This is a genomic window from Streptomyces sp. NPDC006296, from assembly GCF_040613235.1.
Taxonomy (GTDB): Bacteria; Actinomycetota; Actinomycetes; order Streptomycetales; family Streptomycetaceae; genus Streptomyces.
The window spans coordinates 114,276-128,186 of sequence record NZ_JBEXRT010000006.1 but is presented as its reverse complement, the minus strand read 5'-3'; the positions used below and the strand labels follow the sequence as shown (position 1 = coordinate 128,186).

The 13,911-nt window shown below is 72.9% G+C and carries 12 protein-coding genes and 2 tRNA genes; 4 read left to right on the top strand and 10 right to left on the bottom strand.

The window, feature by feature from the left end; all coding sequences use genetic code 11:
• Window positions 1–9: 9 nt before the first annotated feature.
• Window positions 10–1,986 (bottom strand): threonine--tRNA ligase, encoded by a 1,977-nt coding sequence (gene thrS, locus ABZ172_RS06550; RefSeq protein WP_356880795.1) that lies wholly within the window; start codon window positions 1,984–1,986, stop codon window positions 10–12.
• A 424-nt stretch (window positions 1,987–2,410) separates the two neighbouring features.
• Between thrS and ABZ172_RS06545 the strand changes: the two genes are divergently transcribed.
• Complete coding sequence (locus ABZ172_RS06545) at window positions 2,411–3,136, top strand: exonuclease domain-containing protein (RefSeq protein WP_356880793.1); 726 nt, start codon at window positions 2,411–2,413, stop codon at window positions 3,134–3,136.
• A gap of 56 nt (window positions 3,137–3,192) precedes the next feature.
• Here ABZ172_RS06545 and ABZ172_RS06540 read toward each other — a convergent pair.
• A tRNA-Val gene (locus ABZ172_RS06540) sits at window positions 3,193–3,264 on the bottom strand.
• A gap of 115 nt (window positions 3,265–3,379) precedes the next feature.
• Between ABZ172_RS06540 and ABZ172_RS06535 the strand changes: the two genes are divergently transcribed.
• The gene (locus ABZ172_RS06535; RefSeq protein ID WP_356880791.1) at window positions 3,380–5,791 is read left to right on the top strand and encodes a hypothetical protein; all 2,412 of its coding nucleotides are present in this window, start codon (window positions 3,380–3,382) and stop codon (window positions 5,789–5,791) included.
• 138 nt (window positions 5,792–5,929) lie between these two features.
• On the opposite strand, the gene ABZ172_RS06530 is transcribed toward ABZ172_RS06535, so the two are convergent.
• The 6 genes from ABZ172_RS06530 to ABZ172_RS06505 all read right to left on the bottom strand — a co-directional run bounded on the left by ABZ172_RS06530 (window position 5,930) and on the right by ABZ172_RS06505 (window position 10,442).
• A complete protein-coding gene (locus tag ABZ172_RS06530) occupies window positions 5,930–6,520 on the bottom strand; it encodes a hypothetical protein (protein ID WP_356880789.1) in 591 nt (196 codons plus the stop codon).
• 6 nt (window positions 6,521–6,526) lie between these two features.
• Entirely contained in the window at window positions 6,527–7,387 is an 861-nt protein-coding gene (locus ABZ172_RS06525; RefSeq protein WP_356880787.1) for a carbohydrate ABC transporter permease, read from the bottom strand.
• Entirely contained in the window at window positions 7,384–8,364 is a 981-nt protein-coding gene (locus ABZ172_RS06520; RefSeq protein ID WP_356880785.1) for a sugar ABC transporter permease, read from the bottom strand. Before ABZ172_RS06520 ends, ABZ172_RS06525 begins: the two co-directional genes overlap by 4 nt.
• A 10-nt stretch (window positions 8,365–8,374) precedes the next feature.
• Window positions 8,375–9,640, bottom strand: coding sequence for an extracellular solute-binding protein (locus ABZ172_RS06515; protein WP_356880783.1), 1,266 nt, complete (start codon window positions 9,638–9,640; stop codon window positions 8,375–8,377).
• Window positions 9,641–9,856: 216 nt separating this feature from the next.
• Window positions 9,857–9,928: transfer RNA gene (locus ABZ172_RS06510), tRNA-Val, on the bottom strand.
• Window positions 9,929–9,983: 55 nt separating this feature from the next.
• The gene (locus tag ABZ172_RS06505) at window positions 9,984–10,442 is read right to left on the bottom strand and encodes a TIGR02611 family protein (protein ID WP_356880781.1); all 459 of its coding nucleotides are present in this window, start codon (window positions 10,440–10,442) and stop codon (window positions 9,984–9,986) included.
• Between the two features lie 190 nt (window positions 10,443–10,632).
• Here ABZ172_RS06505 and ABZ172_RS06500 point away from each other — a divergent pair, with 190 nt between their 5' ends.
• Window positions 10,633–11,046: an SsgA family sporulation/cell division regulator gene (locus ABZ172_RS06500; protein WP_003959770.1), complete on the top strand. Its 414-nt coding sequence runs from the start codon at window positions 10,633–10,635 to the stop codon at window positions 11,044–11,046.
• 695 nt (window positions 11,047–11,741) lie between these two features.
• Window positions 11,742–12,299, top strand: a complete 558-nt coding sequence (locus ABZ172_RS06495; protein WP_356880779.1) for a CGNR zinc finger domain-containing protein — start codon at window positions 11,742–11,744, stop codon at window positions 12,297–12,299.
• Window positions 12,300–12,363: 64 nt separating this feature from the next.
• Here the strand turns inward: ABZ172_RS06495 and ABZ172_RS06490 are convergent, their stop codons facing one another.
• The gene (locus tag ABZ172_RS06490) at window positions 12,364–12,519 is read right to left on the bottom strand and encodes a hypothetical protein (RefSeq protein ID WP_356880777.1); all 156 of its coding nucleotides are present in this window, start codon (window positions 12,517–12,519) and stop codon (window positions 12,364–12,366) included.
• Between the two features lie 175 nt (window positions 12,520–12,694).
• Window positions 12,695–13,714: a LacI family DNA-binding transcriptional regulator gene (locus ABZ172_RS06485; RefSeq protein ID WP_356880775.1), complete on the bottom strand. Its 1,020-nt coding sequence runs from the start codon at window positions 13,712–13,714 to the stop codon at window positions 12,695–12,697.
• Window positions 13,715–13,911 lie beyond the last annotated feature (197 nt).

Here is a 13,911-nt window from a genome sequence, read left to right as displayed (position 1 = left end):
CGGCGCGGATCAGACCTGGACGCGGTCCTCCACGGCCTTGGCGATCTTGGCGATGGCCTCGTCGGCCGGGACGCCGTTCTCCTGCGATCCGTCGCGGTAGCGGAAGGAGACGGCGCCGTTGGCCATGTCCTCGTCGCCCGCGATGATCATGAACGGCACCTTCTGCTTCTGCTGGTTGCGGATCTTCTTCTGCATCCGGTCCGACGAGGCGTCCACGTCGACCCGCAGCCCCTGCCGGCGCGCCTTGGCGGCGAACTCCTGGAGGTAGGGGACGTGGGTGTCGCCGATCGGGATGCCGACCGCCTGGACCGGGGCGAGCCAGACGGGGAAGGCGCCCGCGTAGTGCTCCAGCAGCACCGCGAAGAAGCGCTCGATGGAACCGAACAGCGCACGGTGGATCATGACCGGCCGCTGCTTCGTGCCGTCCGGGCCGGTGTACTCCAGGTCGAAGCGCTCCGGCAGGTTGAAGTCGAGCTGCACGGTCGACATCTGCCAGGTGCGGCCGATGGCGTCCTTGCACTGCACGGAGATCTTCGGGCCGTAGAACGCGGCGCCGCCCGGGTCCGGGACCAGCGGGAGGCCCTGCTTCTCGGCGACCTGGCGCAGCGTCTCGGTGGCCTCCTCCCAGATCTCGTCCGAGCCGACGAACTTCTCCGGGTCCTTGGTGGAGAGCTCCAGGTAGAAGTCGGTCAGGCCGTAGTCGCGCAGGAGGTTCAGGACGAAGGTGAGCGTCCGGTCCAGCTCCTCCGCCATCTGCTCCTTGGTGCAGTAGATGTGCGCGTCGTCCTGGGTGAAGCCGCGCGAGCGGGTCAGGCCGTGCACGACGCCGGACTTCTCGTAGCGGTACACCGTGCCGAACTCGAAGAGGCGCAGCGGGAGTTCGCGGTAGGAACGGCCGCGCGCGTCGAAGATCAGGTTGTGCATCGGGCAGTTCATCGGCTTGAGGTAGTAGTCCACCCCGTCGTCGAGCTGCATGGGCGGGTACATGCCGTCGGCGTACCAGTCCAGGTGGCCGGACTTCTCGAAGAGCTTGCCCTTGGTGGCGTGGGGGCTGTAGACGAACTCGTAGCCCTCCTCCTCGTGGCGGCGCCGCGAGTAGTCCTCCATGGCCCGGCGGATGACGCCGCCCTTGGGGTGGAAGACGGCGAGGCCGGGGCCGATCTCGTCGGGGAAGGAGAAGAGGTCCAGCTCGTTGCCGAGCTTGCGGTGGTCGCGCTTGGCGGCCTCCTCCAGGAACTCCAGGTGCGCCTTCAGCTCGTCCTTGGTCGGCCACGCGGTGCCGTAGATGCGCTGGAGCATCGGGTTCTTCTCGCTGCCTCGCCAGTACGCCGCCGCGTTCCGCATCAGCTTGAACGCGGGGATGAACCGGGTGGTGGGCAGGTGCGGACCCCGGCAGAGGTCCTTCCAGCACAGGTCGCCGGTCTTGGCGTCGAGGTTGTCGTAGATGGTCAGCTCGCCGCCGCCCACCTCGACGTCGGCGCCGTCGTCGGAGGACGCGGACCCCTTGATCCCGATGAGCTCCAGCTTGTACGGCTCGTCGGCGAGCTCCGCACGGGCGGCCTCGTCGGTGACGACCCGGCGGGAGAACCGCTGTCCCCGCTTCTGGATCTCCTGCATCTTCTTCTCGATGGCCTTGAGGTCCTCGGGCGTGAACGGCTTCTCGACGTCGAAGTCGTAGTAGAAGCCGTCCTTGACCGGCGGGCCGATGCCCAGCTTGGCCTCGGGGTGCAGCTCCTGCACGGCCTGCGCCATGACGTGCGCGGTGGAGTGCCGCAGGATGTTCAGGCCGTCCTCGGAGGAGATCTCGACGGGCTCGACGACCTCGCCGTCCCTGAGCTCGTACGCGAGGTCCCGGAGCTCGCCCTCGACGCGTGCGGCGACGACGGTGCGCTGTCCGGGGAAGAGCTCGGCGGCCGTCGTGCCCGTCGTCACCACGTGCTCTTCCCGCTCGGAATCGCGTTGGATGATCACACGGACGTCTGACACCGGTCTCTCCTGACTGAGGGGGGTGCGTCGCTTTCCTCTTGCGCGCGCAAGAGGAATCGTACCGAGCCGGGGGGCCTCGACGCGAAAGGGATACCGCGGCTCCCCCTCCTCCCTCGCACAGGCTCTCGAACCCGGGCGGCGCGGGCGCAGCGGGGTGCACCCCGTACAGGCGCCCCCGGGCGCTCCTGGCGGGTCGCCGGGCGACCGGGAGGCGGCCCCCGGCCACCCGGTCCGGCGCGCTCCGCCCGGTCGGGCCCCCGGCGGGCCGGCCGCCCGCCGCGTCCCGGTCGGCGCTCCCGGCCCGCCGGCGGGCCGTCGCCGCAGGAGCCCGGCCGTGCGCGGCGTACCGGGCACAAGGGGCGGGTATCACCGAACCGGGCAGAGGGATCCCGCCATCTGCCCCGCAGGCGCGAGGAGTTCGCGGATGACGCATTGGTTCGATGGACCGCTGGCGGCTTTTGACACCGGGACGACGGGCGCGGACGTCGAGGAGGACCGGATCGTCTCGGCGGCCCTCGTCCTCCAGGACGCGACGGGCGGGCGGCTCCGCGTCACCCGCTGGCTGGTCAGTCCGGGCGTGCCGGTGCCGCCCGGCGCCACCGGGGTGCACGGCCTGACGGACGATCACCTGCAGCGCAACGGCCGGTGGCCCGCACCGGTCGTCGAGGAGATAGCCCGCGGGCTGGCGGAGCAGTGCGCGACCGGGCGCCCGCTGGTCGTGACGAACGCGCCGTTCGGCCTGACCCTGCTGGACCGGGAGATCCGGCGCCACCGGGCCTCGTCGCTGGCCGGCTACCTGGGGAAGAAGCCGCTCTGCGTGCTGGATCCGCGGGTGCTGGACACCCACCTGGACCGCTACCGCAAGGGCCGCCGCACGCTGACGGACCTGTGCGAGCTGTACGGGATCGCCCGGGACGGCGCGCACGACGCGGCGGCCGACGCGACGGCGTCCCTCGAACTGGTGCGGGCGGTGGGACGGCGCTTCTCGACCCGCCTGGAGCGGCTGTCACCGGCCGAGGTGCACGCGCTCCAGGCGGTGTGGCACGCGGCCCAGGCCCGCGGTCCGCAGGCGTGGTTCGAGAAGGGCGGTGCGCCGGAGCAGGCGGATCCGGCCTGGCCGCTGCGCCCGGCGCTGCCCGCCGTCGCCTGATCCGTACCGCCGCACGCAAAAGCCGGTCCGTCGACGACGGACCGGCTTTTCCCGGGTGGGCGATACTGGGTTCGAACCAGTGACCTCTTCGGTGTGAACGAAGCGCTCTCCCACTGAGCTAATCGCCCGGGAACGGGTTGAACCATACAGGGCGCGCGGCCCTGGGTTCAAACTCCTACTCAGGGGCAGAACTGAGTAGGTGAGCGCATGCCGCCGGGGCGGGCCGGCGCCACACTCCGGTACATGAGACATGTGCCGCCGCCCGCCGAGGAATTGGCCCTCCTCGATCATGAACTGGCCCGGCTGGACGCCCGTCGGCTCCAGTTGCTGAGCCGACGCGCCTGGCTCGTGAGCGTCCTGCGCGCACCGGCCGCTTCCCCCGTTCCTCCCGCGGCCCCGCTCCCCCGGCCGTACGCCCCGCCGGCCACCGCGCCCGCCCCGGGATCCGGACACGGCACGCAGAACGTGCTGCTGGTGCTGGGCGGTCTGCTGCTGGCGGTCGCGGCGATCGCCTTCACGCTGTTCAGCTGGGGGGAGATGGGCATCGCGGGCCGTGCGGCGGTGCTCGCGGTGGTGACGGCCGGCGCGCTGGTGGCGCCCCCGGTGCTGCTGCGCCGCGGGCTGCCCTCGACGGCCGAGGCGGTGTCGGTGCTCGCCCTGCTGCTGACCGTGCTGGACGCGGTCGCGCTGCACGCGGTGGCCGCTCCGGGGACGGACGGGCTCACGTTCTGGGCGGTGGCCACGGCCGTCCTCGCCTCGGCGTGGACGCTGTACGGGCTGCTGCCGGCCCCGTTGCGGACACCGCTGCCCGCCGCCGTGGTGGCGGGGCAGCTTCCGCTGGTGCTCGCCGCCTGGGCGGTGGGGGCGTCCGCGACCGGGTTCGGCTGGGCGCTGCTGGTGACGGCGGCGGCGGACGTCGCCGTCGCCTCCCGGTACCGGGGCACCGCGGTGCGGGTGACGGCGTGCGCGGCGGCGGTGCTCACGGGGCCGGCGGCCCTGGCCCTGGGGCTGGGACTGTCCGTGGCGGCCGACGGCGCGGCGGATGCCGTGGGTCCGGGTGTGCTGCTGGTGGCCGGTGCGGCCGTGGCGGTGGCCGGGGCCTGGCGCGCGCCGGGCGGACCGGCCGTGCTCGGGGGCCTGCTGGCCGGTCTCGCGGTGGTGGCCGCGGTGGGCGGTGTGCCGGGCGCGGTGCTGGCGTGGGACCGTGCGGTCCTGGTGTACCTGCTGTGCGGTGCGGCCCTCGTGCCGGTGCTGCGGCTCCGGTTGCCGCGGGCGGTCCTGTGGGGGGTGCTGAGCGCCTCGGCCTCGGTCGTGGCGGGCGCGGTGCTGTGGGCGGCGCCGGTGGCCTCCGCCGCGCTGCTGGGACCGGCGTCCCTGCCCGCGGGGGTGTGGTCGGGTGCGCCGGACGGCTTCCGGGGCGCACTCGGGCCCGCGGCGTCCTGGTCGCAGGGCGCCTCCGCCCCTGCGGTGCTGCTGGTGGCGGCGGGACTGGCGGCGGCGCTGCATCTGCGGTGGCCGAAGCCCCTCCCGGCGACGGGCCGGCCCGTCGCCGCGGTGTGCGCGGTGGTGCTGGGCTGGAGCGCGGTGCCGACGCTTCCCGCGGTGGCGGACGCGCCGTACGCACTCGCCGTGGGCCTGGAGCTCCTGCTGGTCGCGGTGATGCTGGCCGTCGCCGTGCGCCGCGCGGCCGACGCCCTCGCGACGGCCGCCCTGGTGTGCGGGCTGGCCGGCGCGCTGGGCGTGGGGCTGCTCGGACTGGCCTCCGAGCCGGCGACGCACGTGGTCTCCGGCACGCTGACGCTGCTCCTCGCCCTCGCGGCGGCAGCCGCCCGGGTGCCCGCCGTACGGGCGGTGACGGCCTGCGCCTCGGTGCTGTGCGCGGTGGCCTTCGTCGGTGCGGCGGGGGCGTCGCTGGGGTGGAGCGCCCCGCACACGGCCGTTCCGGTGCTGGTCGTCACGGCGGTCACGGTGCTGCTCGGGGCGCGGCTGCGGGAGCCCGTGGTGGCGGTCGCGGTGGAGCTCACGGGGGCGTTCGCCGCGGTGTCGGCGGTGGCCCTCGCGGTGCCGGACGCCCCGGTCCTGGCGCTGGTGCTGGGCCTCTGCGGGGTGCTGGCCTCGGCCACGGCGCTGCGCGCCGAAAGCCGGCGCGTGGCGGGGGCCGCGGCGGCCGCGCTGTTCGTGGCGGCGGCCTGGGTGCGGCTGGCGGCTTCGGGGGTGACGGACCCGGAGGCGTACACGCTGCCCGTGTCGGTGGCCGCGTTCGCGGTGGGCCGGCTGCGCCACCGCCGCGATCCGGCCACCTCGTCGTGGGTGGCCTACGGTCCGGCCCTGAGCCTGACGATGGTCCCGAGCCTCGTGGTGGCCTGGGGCGACCCGCACTGGCTGCGCCCGCTGCTGCTGGGGCTGGCGGCCCTGGCGGTCACGCTGGCCGGTGCCCGCCTCGGGCTGCGGGCCCCCCTGGTCCTGGGCGGTGCCGTCCTGGCGCTGGACGGGCTGCACGAGCTGGCCCCGCACGTGGTGCAGGTCTTCGACGCGCTCCCGCGCTGGGCGCCCCCGGCGCTGGCCGGGCTGCTGCTGCTCGGGATCGGTGCGACCTACGAACAGCGGCTGCGCGACGCGCGCCGGGTGCGGGAGAGCTTCGGCCGGATGCGTTAGGCCCTGCTCCGCGCCGTCACGGCGTACGCGGGCGGACCGGCGGGGCTCGGGCGGTCCGCCACGCCGCCGCTGACGGTCCGGCGACCGGAGCGGCCCAAGCGGTCAAGGCCGTCAAGGCGGTCAAGGCGGTCAGAGCCCTCAGCGGGACCGCCCGCGTGTCCGCACCGCGGTGGCGGCGGCGGCCACGACCCCCACGACGGGGACGGCCAGCGGCGGCACCAGGGCGCCGGAGAGCACGACGACGGCCATCCCGCAGACGAGCAGGAGGGAGCCGGCCGGATCGCGGACCGTGTTCCGGCCGGCCTCGGCGAGCAGGACGCGCCAACGGGCCCCGGGCTCCCAGCAGGAGGCGGCGCGGACCACGGCGACGAGGAAACCGATCATGGCCAGGATGCCGACCGCGCCCACGAACGGCCCGCCGGGCAGCCCCGCCCGTACGGCCGCGAGATCGAGCAGGAGCAGGGCCGCGGCGGCCCCTGCGGCGGCGCCGACGATCCATCCGCGGCGCGCGGCGGCCCGGGCGTCCCCGGCGAACTCGCGCAGTCCGCCCCGCTCACCGGCGAGGTACCGGCGCAGGTGCCGGGTCCCCGCGGCGAAGGCCGCCGGGAAGGTGACCAGGGGCAGGGCGGCGACGGCGATCCAGACGCCGGTGAGCAGGCACTCGGCGAACAGGGCGAAGCGGTCCGTCGGACGCGGACGCCCGTCCGGGGCGCGGGCCTTCGTCGTCACGGCGGGTCAGCCCTTCAGACCCGAGGTGGCCATGCCGTCGATCAGGTACCGCTGGAAGGCCGCGAAGAAGGCCAGCACCGGGAGCAGGGCCACCAGGGACATGGCGATCATCCCGCCGTAGTCCGCCACCGCGTCCTGGTCGATGAACATCTTCAGCCCCAGGGAGACGGTGTACCTGTCGGGCTCGTTGAGGTAGAGCAGCGGGCCCATGAAGTCGTTCCAGGCGTTGATGAACGTGAAGATCGCGCTGGTGACGAGGGCCGGCCGGCAGAGCGGCAGGACGATGGACCAGTAGGTCCTCAGGTGCCCGCAGCCGTCCAGCCGCGCCGCCTCGTCGAGCTCCCCGGGCAGGCCGCGCATGAACTGCACCATGAGGAAGACGAAGAAGGCGTCGGTGGCCAGGTACTTGCCGATCAGCAGCGGGGTGAAGGTGTTGATCAGGTCCAGCTTCTGGAACAGCACGTACTGCGGGATGATCAGCACGTGGTACGGCAGCAGGAGGGTGCCGATCATGACGGCGAACAGCAGGGTCCGGCCGGCGAAGCGCACCTTCGCGAGGGCGTAGGCGGTCAGCGAGCAGGACAGCACCACGCCCACCACGGAACCGACCGCGATGTACGCCGAGTTCACGAAGAACGTGGTGACCGGGATGTCGGCGATGCCCTCGGTGAGCCGGGCGTAGTTGTCGCCGATCGGATCGGCCGGGAAAAGGTCCGGGGCGCCGATGATCTCCGCGCTGGGCTTGAACGAGGCACCGATCGTCCACACCACCGGGTAGAGGACCACGGCGAGGATCGCGAGCGCACCGAGGTGCCAGACGAACGCGCCGGGCCGGCCGCGCCGCAGAGCCGCTGTCCGGAGACTCACCGTCCACCCCCCTGGTAGTGCACCCAGTGCCTCTGGGACCGGAACAGCACGGCGGTGACCAGGCCGACGGTGACCAGCAGCAGCCATCCCATCGCCGAGGCGAATCCCATGCGGCTGTTCACGAAGCCCTGTTCGTACAGGTAGCAGGTGTAGACGAGGGTCGCGTCGGCCGGTCCGCAGCTGCCGTTGCTGACGACGTAGGCCGAGCCGAAGATCTGGAAGGAGTGGATGGTCTCCAGCAGGACGTTGAAGAACAGCACCGGGGAGATCATCGGCAGGGTGATGCGGGTGAACCTGCGCCAGGGCCCGGCCCCGTCCATCTCGGCCGCCTCGTACAGCTCCCGGGGGACCTGCTTGAGGCCGGCCAGGAAGATGACCATCGGCGCGCCGAACTGCCAGACGGTGAGGGCGATCAGCGCGTAGACGATCAGCCCGGGATCGCCGATCCAGCCCCCGGCGCCGAAGCCGAACGCCCGCTGCGTGCGGTCGACGATCGCGTCGTCCGAGAACAGCGCGCGCCAGACGATCGCCACCGAGACGCTCGCCCCGATCAGGGACGGGGCGTAGAAGGCCGCCCGGTAGAAGGAGCGGCCCCACCGCTTCTGCGCCAGCAGCAGGGCGACGGCGAGTGCGGCGGCCAGCTTGACCGGGGTGCCGATCAGGACGTACCAGGAGGTGACCTCCACCGACCGGCGCCAGCGCGGGTCGGCGAACATGTCGGTGAAGTTCCGCAGACCGATCCAGCGTGGCGCCTCGAACAGGTCGTACTCCGTGAACGACAGGTACAGCGAGAACACCATGGGTCCGGCGACCAGGAACAGGAAGCCCGCGATCCAGGGCGACATGAACAGATAGCCGGCCAGGTTCTCACGGCGCCCGGGCCGCTCGGCACCGCCGCTCTCCGGGCCGTTCCGTCCGGGGACGGACCGGTCGCCCCGGGAGGGCGTGGCGCCCGGGGAGATCTGGATACGGGTCACCGCTGTCCCCTCAGTTGGCGGCGAGGGCGGTCTCGGCCTCGGAGAAGAACTGCGTCACGGAGTCCTCCGGGGAGGTCCTGCCGAGCGCCAGATCGGTGCCGATGCGTAGGAAGGCCGCCTCGATGACGTCCGCGCCCGCCGGGTGCGGGGTGATGGGCTCCAGCACTCCCGCGTCCGCGATGGCGGTCTCGTACGCGGCGATCGCCCTGCTGGGCGCGTCGGTGGGCCGGAAGGCCTCGAACTGCGCGGTGGTGGCGGGCACACCGCGGTCGTATCCCATGATCCGGGCGACCCCGGGGTCGTGGGTCATGAAGCCGATGAAGGCCGCCACCTCGGCGGGGTGCCGGGTGCGCGCGGTGCCGCTCAGCATCAGCGACCCGAGGTACTGTCCGGTCCTCCTCCCGTCGGTGCTCGGGACGGGGGCGAGGCCGTAGCGGCTGCGGCCCTCGGCGCTGAAGCGGACGGAGAAGTTGTCCCAGGTGAACTCGCCGGCGGAGAGGCCCCTGGCGGTCGCCGACGCGGGCTTGATCTGCTCGACCTTGCCGGGGTCGGCGTAGAGCCCCGCCTCGACCCGCTCCAGGGCCTCGGTCCAGTGGGGCAGCAGCTCGGCCTCACCGAAGCCCATGCGGTCCTCGGTGAAGAAGGCCTTGCCGTGCTGGCGCAGGATCAGGTCGTACAGGTACATCACACCGTGCGGCCCGGCGTCACCGGCGAGCTTCTGCCCGCTCCTGATCCTCCGGAGGCCGGCGTACCAGTCGTCCCAGGTCCAACCGATCGCGGGGGTGATGCCCGCCTTCTCGTACACCTCCTCGTCGATGACCAGGGCCATCGAGTTGCTGCCGACCGGCACCCCGAGCAGCCTGCCGTCGATCTCGGCGAACTTCTCCAGCCCGGACCGGAATCCACCGAGGTCGAGGTTGCCCTTCTCCACCTGGGGGTTGAGGTCGAGGAGGACGTGCTTCGCCTCGTACTTGCGCAGGAAGGTCACGGCGTTCTGGATGACGTCCGGAGGATTGCCGCCGGCGGCCTGCGTGTTGAACTTCTTCCAGAAGTCCGCGTACTGCTGGAAGTCCGTCTTCACCCTGATCCCCGGGTGCTTCTTCTCGAAGAGCCGGACGCACCGCTGGACCTTCTCGGCACGGTCGTCCGCGCCCCACCACGCGTGCCGGAGGGTGACCGGACCACCGGAACCGCCGCCCGGACCGCAGCCGGCCGCGGCCAGCCCGGGACCGGCCAGCGAGAGGCCGGCCAGCTTCAGCAGCCGTCGCCTGTCCATGCCGTCGTTCCAAGACACAGTTCGCCCCCAACGCTCACATTGAATCGTTCAAGAAAGCGCTTGCCGGGTAAAGGTAGGGAGCCGTGAGGGGCGCGTCAACGGTGAGGACGAAATTCCGGCGGCATGACGACGGGCCGAACGGAGGGCGGGGTCCGCGGCGCGGAAACGCCGAGGGCCCGGAAGCTTCTCGGAAGCTTCCGGGCCCTCGGTCCGAGGTGGGCGATACTGGGTTCGAACCAGTGACCTCTTCGGTGTGAACGAAGCGCTCTCCCACTGAGCTAATCGCCCCGGTGCGTCGCAAACATTACCCCATGCCAGGGGTGCCGCCGGACCACCTCACGGGTCACTGCTCGATCTTCCACGGCATCACGACGCCGAACTTCCAGACGTAGATCCCCACCAGCACCGCGATGATCACCAGCCCCACCGAGGTGAGGATGATGTTGCGGCGCCGGACCTTGGGGTCGAGGGCCCGCTGCGCGGCCTCGGTGACCTTGCGGCGCGTCCAGCGCAGGACGAGCTGCGCCCAGACGAACTCGGTCGCCCAGATCGCCATGCCGCCGAAGATCACCAGCCATCCCGGGCCGGGCAGCGGCAGCATCACGATGCCCGCGCCGACCACGGCGAGGCCGACGACGAAGATCCCGACCTGCCAGCTCAGGTGGAGAACCCGCGACTCCCTGATGAACCCGGGCGCCCGCGAGCCCAGCTCACGCTCCGGCGCACGCCCGTCCCCCGCGGCGGGCTCGGTGGCCACCGCCGCGACGGTCGCCTCTCCCCGCTCGTCACTCTCCGCGTTCATGAAGCCCAACCTACCGGACCCGCGCGCGTCACCGGAATGGACGCATGACCCAAAGTTACACACCGCCGGACGAGGGGCCCGAAGCATCACAAATAGGTCAGAGGGGTTTACAACGGCACCGTAGGTGGCATGTCGATTTCGCCGACGTGCGAATCCCCGAGCGCACACTGAGCGAAAGGCCCTGGCGCTTATGAACACCACGGTCAGCTGCGAGCTGCACCTGCGCCTCGTTGTGTCGAGCGAGTCCTCACTGCCTGTACCCGCGGGCCTGCGGTATGACACGGCCGATCCCTATGCCGTGCACGCCACCTTCCACACCGGAGCGGAGGAGACGGTCGAATGGGTTTTCGCCCGTGACCTCCTTGCCGAGGGGCTGCACCGGCCCACCGGCACCGGAGACGTCCGCGTCTGGCCATCTCGAAGTCACGGCCAAGGCGTCGTCTGCATCGCACTGAGCTCCCCGGAGGGCGAAGCCCTGCTGGAAGCCCCGGCGAGGGCCCTGGAGTCGTTCCTGAAGAGGACCGACGCCGCGGTTCCGCCCGGCACCGAGCATCGTCACTTCGACCTCGATACGGAGCTCTCACACATCCTGGCCGAGAGCTGAGCCAGGCCGAGAGCTGCGGGACGCCGTCCGACTCGGGGAGACGGCGTCGCGCGGACAACCTCATAGGGCAGTCACCGGCGCCGTCGCCGCGGAACCCACCGCGGCGGCGGCGCCGGTGTGCGGTGGGGCGGCGAGCCTTCCGGGTGCGTAATGGCGGGGCGGGGCTCCGGCGGGTCGGGTGCCGACGGGTCGTGGCGCCGCTCGGGTAGCCCCGGCGGTGCGGGCGCCGGTCGGACGGATGCCGGTGGTGCGCGTGCCGGTCGGGCGAGCCCCGGCGGCACGGCCCGTACCGCACGCCCCGGCTCCCCCGCCACCTCCCGCACCGCCTCCGTCCGTCATCCGGCGCCGCACGCACCGCCCGCGCACCTGTTCCCGCCTCGCCACCCCGCTGCGTCGCCGCCCCGCCGCCCCGCCGCCCCGCTGCGTCGCTGCGTCGCTGCCCCGCTGCCCCGCCGCCTCGCGTCGCGAGGTCGCCGAAGGGTGCCGGCGGGCCGCCACGTGGCCGGCAGGGCTCCGGAGGACCGGCCCGCGCCCGGCAGGGCGGCACGAGCCGCCCGGCCCGCTCCCCCGCCGGTCCCGCACGGGGCCCGCCGAGCCCCTGCCGGGCCCGCCGCGGGCCGTGGGCGCCCCCGCGGAGCCAGTAGAGTCAGCCGGCATCGGCGGGCGCCCGTCCGCCGGAGGCCAGGGAGCGAAACGTGCTGATCCCTCACGACACCCGGATCGCCCTCGACGTGGTGGTCGATCTGGTGAACACCGCACGTCAGGAGGGTCCGGGCGACGGTCTGGCGGACCTCCCCGCGCTCTACGCCTTCGCGGAGCGCCACCACATCAGCGGCGTCGGAACCCTCGGCGACAAGGACCTGGGGGCCGTGCTGGACGTCCGGAGCCGGTTCGCCGAGATATTCGCGGCGCCCGACGCCCGCACCGCGGCCGACCTGGTCAACGCGCTGGTGGCGGAGGCCGGCACCACACCGCAGCTCACCGACCACGACGGTTACGACTGGCACGTCCACTACTTCGCGCCGGACGCCTCCATCGCGGACCACCTCGCGGCCGACTGCGGGATGGCCCTGGCCTTCATCGTCGTCTCGGGAGAGCAGGACCGGCTGCGGCGGTGCGAGGCCCCCGACTGCCGCCACGCCTTCGTCGACCTGTCGCGGAACCGCTCCCGCCGCTACTGCTCCAGTCGCACCTGCGGTAACCGGCTCCACGTCGCCGCGTACCGGGCGCGGCGGCGCGAAGCGGCGGGCTGAGCCGCACGTCCCCGGGGAGGGGGCCGGACGGGCGCGGCGGCGGGTGCCCCCGCCCCTCGGCCGCTCACAGGAGGAAGAGATCGTGCAGGGCGGCCATCAGCAGCAGGCTGCCGACCACCGTCAGGAAGATCATCAGGGGCGGCTGGGAAAGCGCGAAGAGGCAGCCACGCGGCTCTTCGACAGGGGGTGCGGGGACGTCGCCCCGGGATGTGTCCACCATCTCGTAGCGATCATGGCGCAGAGTTGCCCCTGTTCGCGATCAACAGAGCGTTTCGCAGGGCTAGTTCACCCACTCCGGGTCGTACGGATTCGCTCGCCCGACCGAAGGTCCCGCAGGTGTTCGCCCACCGGTGGAGCACCGGCACCCCGGCACTCCGCCGGGACCCTCCCCGGGGTCAGCGCGGCGCGGCGCTGGAGGCGCGGACGACGAGCTCCGGCTGGAGCACCACACTGCGGTGCCGGTGGCTGCCGTCCTCGTCGTCCGCCTCCTCCAGGAGGAGTTCCGCCGCCATCCTGCCCATCACCACGGCGGGCTGCCGGACCGAGGTGAGGGGCACGGCGGCGGCCGCGGCGAACTCGATGTCGTCGTAGCCGACGATGGCGATGTCCTGCGGCACCCGCACGCCCGCGGCGTAGAGCGACTGCAGGACGCCGAGCGCCAGCAGGTCGTTGGCGCAGAACACCGCGGTCGGCCGGGGGACGAGACCGAGCAGCCGGGCACCGGCGTCGCGGCCCGCGGCGACGTCCAGCCGGTCGGAGGGGATCTCGACGAGCGCCTCGGGGCCGAGCCCCGCCTCGGCCAGCGCGGCGAGGGCGCCCTGACGGCGGTCCCTGATCTGGTGGAGGTCGCCGGGGCCGCTCACATAGGCGACCGAGCGGTGCCCCGCCGAGACGAGGTGGCCGACGGCGAGCGTGCCCCCGCGGACGTCGTCCACGGAGACGGCGCAGCTGTCGGTCGACGTCGCCACCCGGTCGACCAGCACGTACGGGATCCGGTGCCGCGCGAAGGCTTCGAGGTTGCCCCCGGTGGCGTCGGCGGGGGTGACCAGCACTCCGCAGACCCGCTGCTCGGCGAAGAGGCCGAGGTATTCGGCCTCCTCCTCCTGGCTCTGGCCGCTGTTGCAGACCATGACGCCGAGTCCGGCGTCCCGGGCCGCGCGCTCCGCGCCGCGGGCGACGTCGACGAAGAAGGGGTTGCCCATGTCCAGCACGAGCAGCGCCATGATGCGACTGCGGCCGGCCCGGAGCTGCCGCGCGGACTCGCTGCGCACGTAGCCGAGGTCCTCGATCGCCGCCAGCACACGGGCCCGGGTGTCGGGCAGCACCGCCTCGGGGCGGTTGATCACGTTGGAGACCGTGCCCACCGAGACCCCGGCCTGCCGGGCCACGTCCTTGATCCCTGCCACACGCCCCACTTGCCCTGCCCCACTGATACGTCCGGCCGCCGCGCGTCGGCGCCGGGTCCACCGGTCCGTCCACGGGCCCGCGACATGGTGCGCCGCGCCGCCGCCCGGGCTCGCTCGGCGGATTGAATTGTTTCAATCCGCTCGCGACGCTAACCGGACCCACCGGATACCGTCAAGATCGGTGCACCGCAACCCGAATATACCGA

Excerpts from the sequence above, each read along its gene's own strand:
- ABZ172_RS06545 (WP_356880793.1), top strand. The coding sequence starts at position 2,411 with ATGACGCATTGGTTCGATGGACCGCTGGCGGCTTTTGACACCGGGACG.
- ABZ172_RS06535 (WP_356880791.1), top strand. The coding sequence starts at position 3,380 with ATGAGACATGTGCCGCCGCCCGCCGAGGAATTGGCCCTCCTCGATCAT.
- ABZ172_RS06515 (WP_356880783.1), bottom strand. The coding sequence starts at position 9,640 with ATGGACAGGCGACGGCTGCTGAAGCTGGCCGGCCTCTCGCTGGCCGGT.
- ABZ172_RS06505 (WP_356880781.1), bottom strand. The coding sequence starts at position 10,442 with ATGAACGCGGAGAGTGACGAGCGGGGAGAGGCGACCGTCGCGGCGGTG.
- ABZ172_RS06500 (WP_003959770.1), top strand. The coding sequence starts at position 10,633 with ATGAACACCACGGTCAGCTGCGAGCTGCACCTGCGCCTCGTTGTGTCG.
- ABZ172_RS06490 (WP_356880777.1), bottom strand. The coding sequence starts at position 12,519 with ATGGTGGACACATCCCGGGGCGACGTCCCCGCACCCCCTGTCGAAGAG.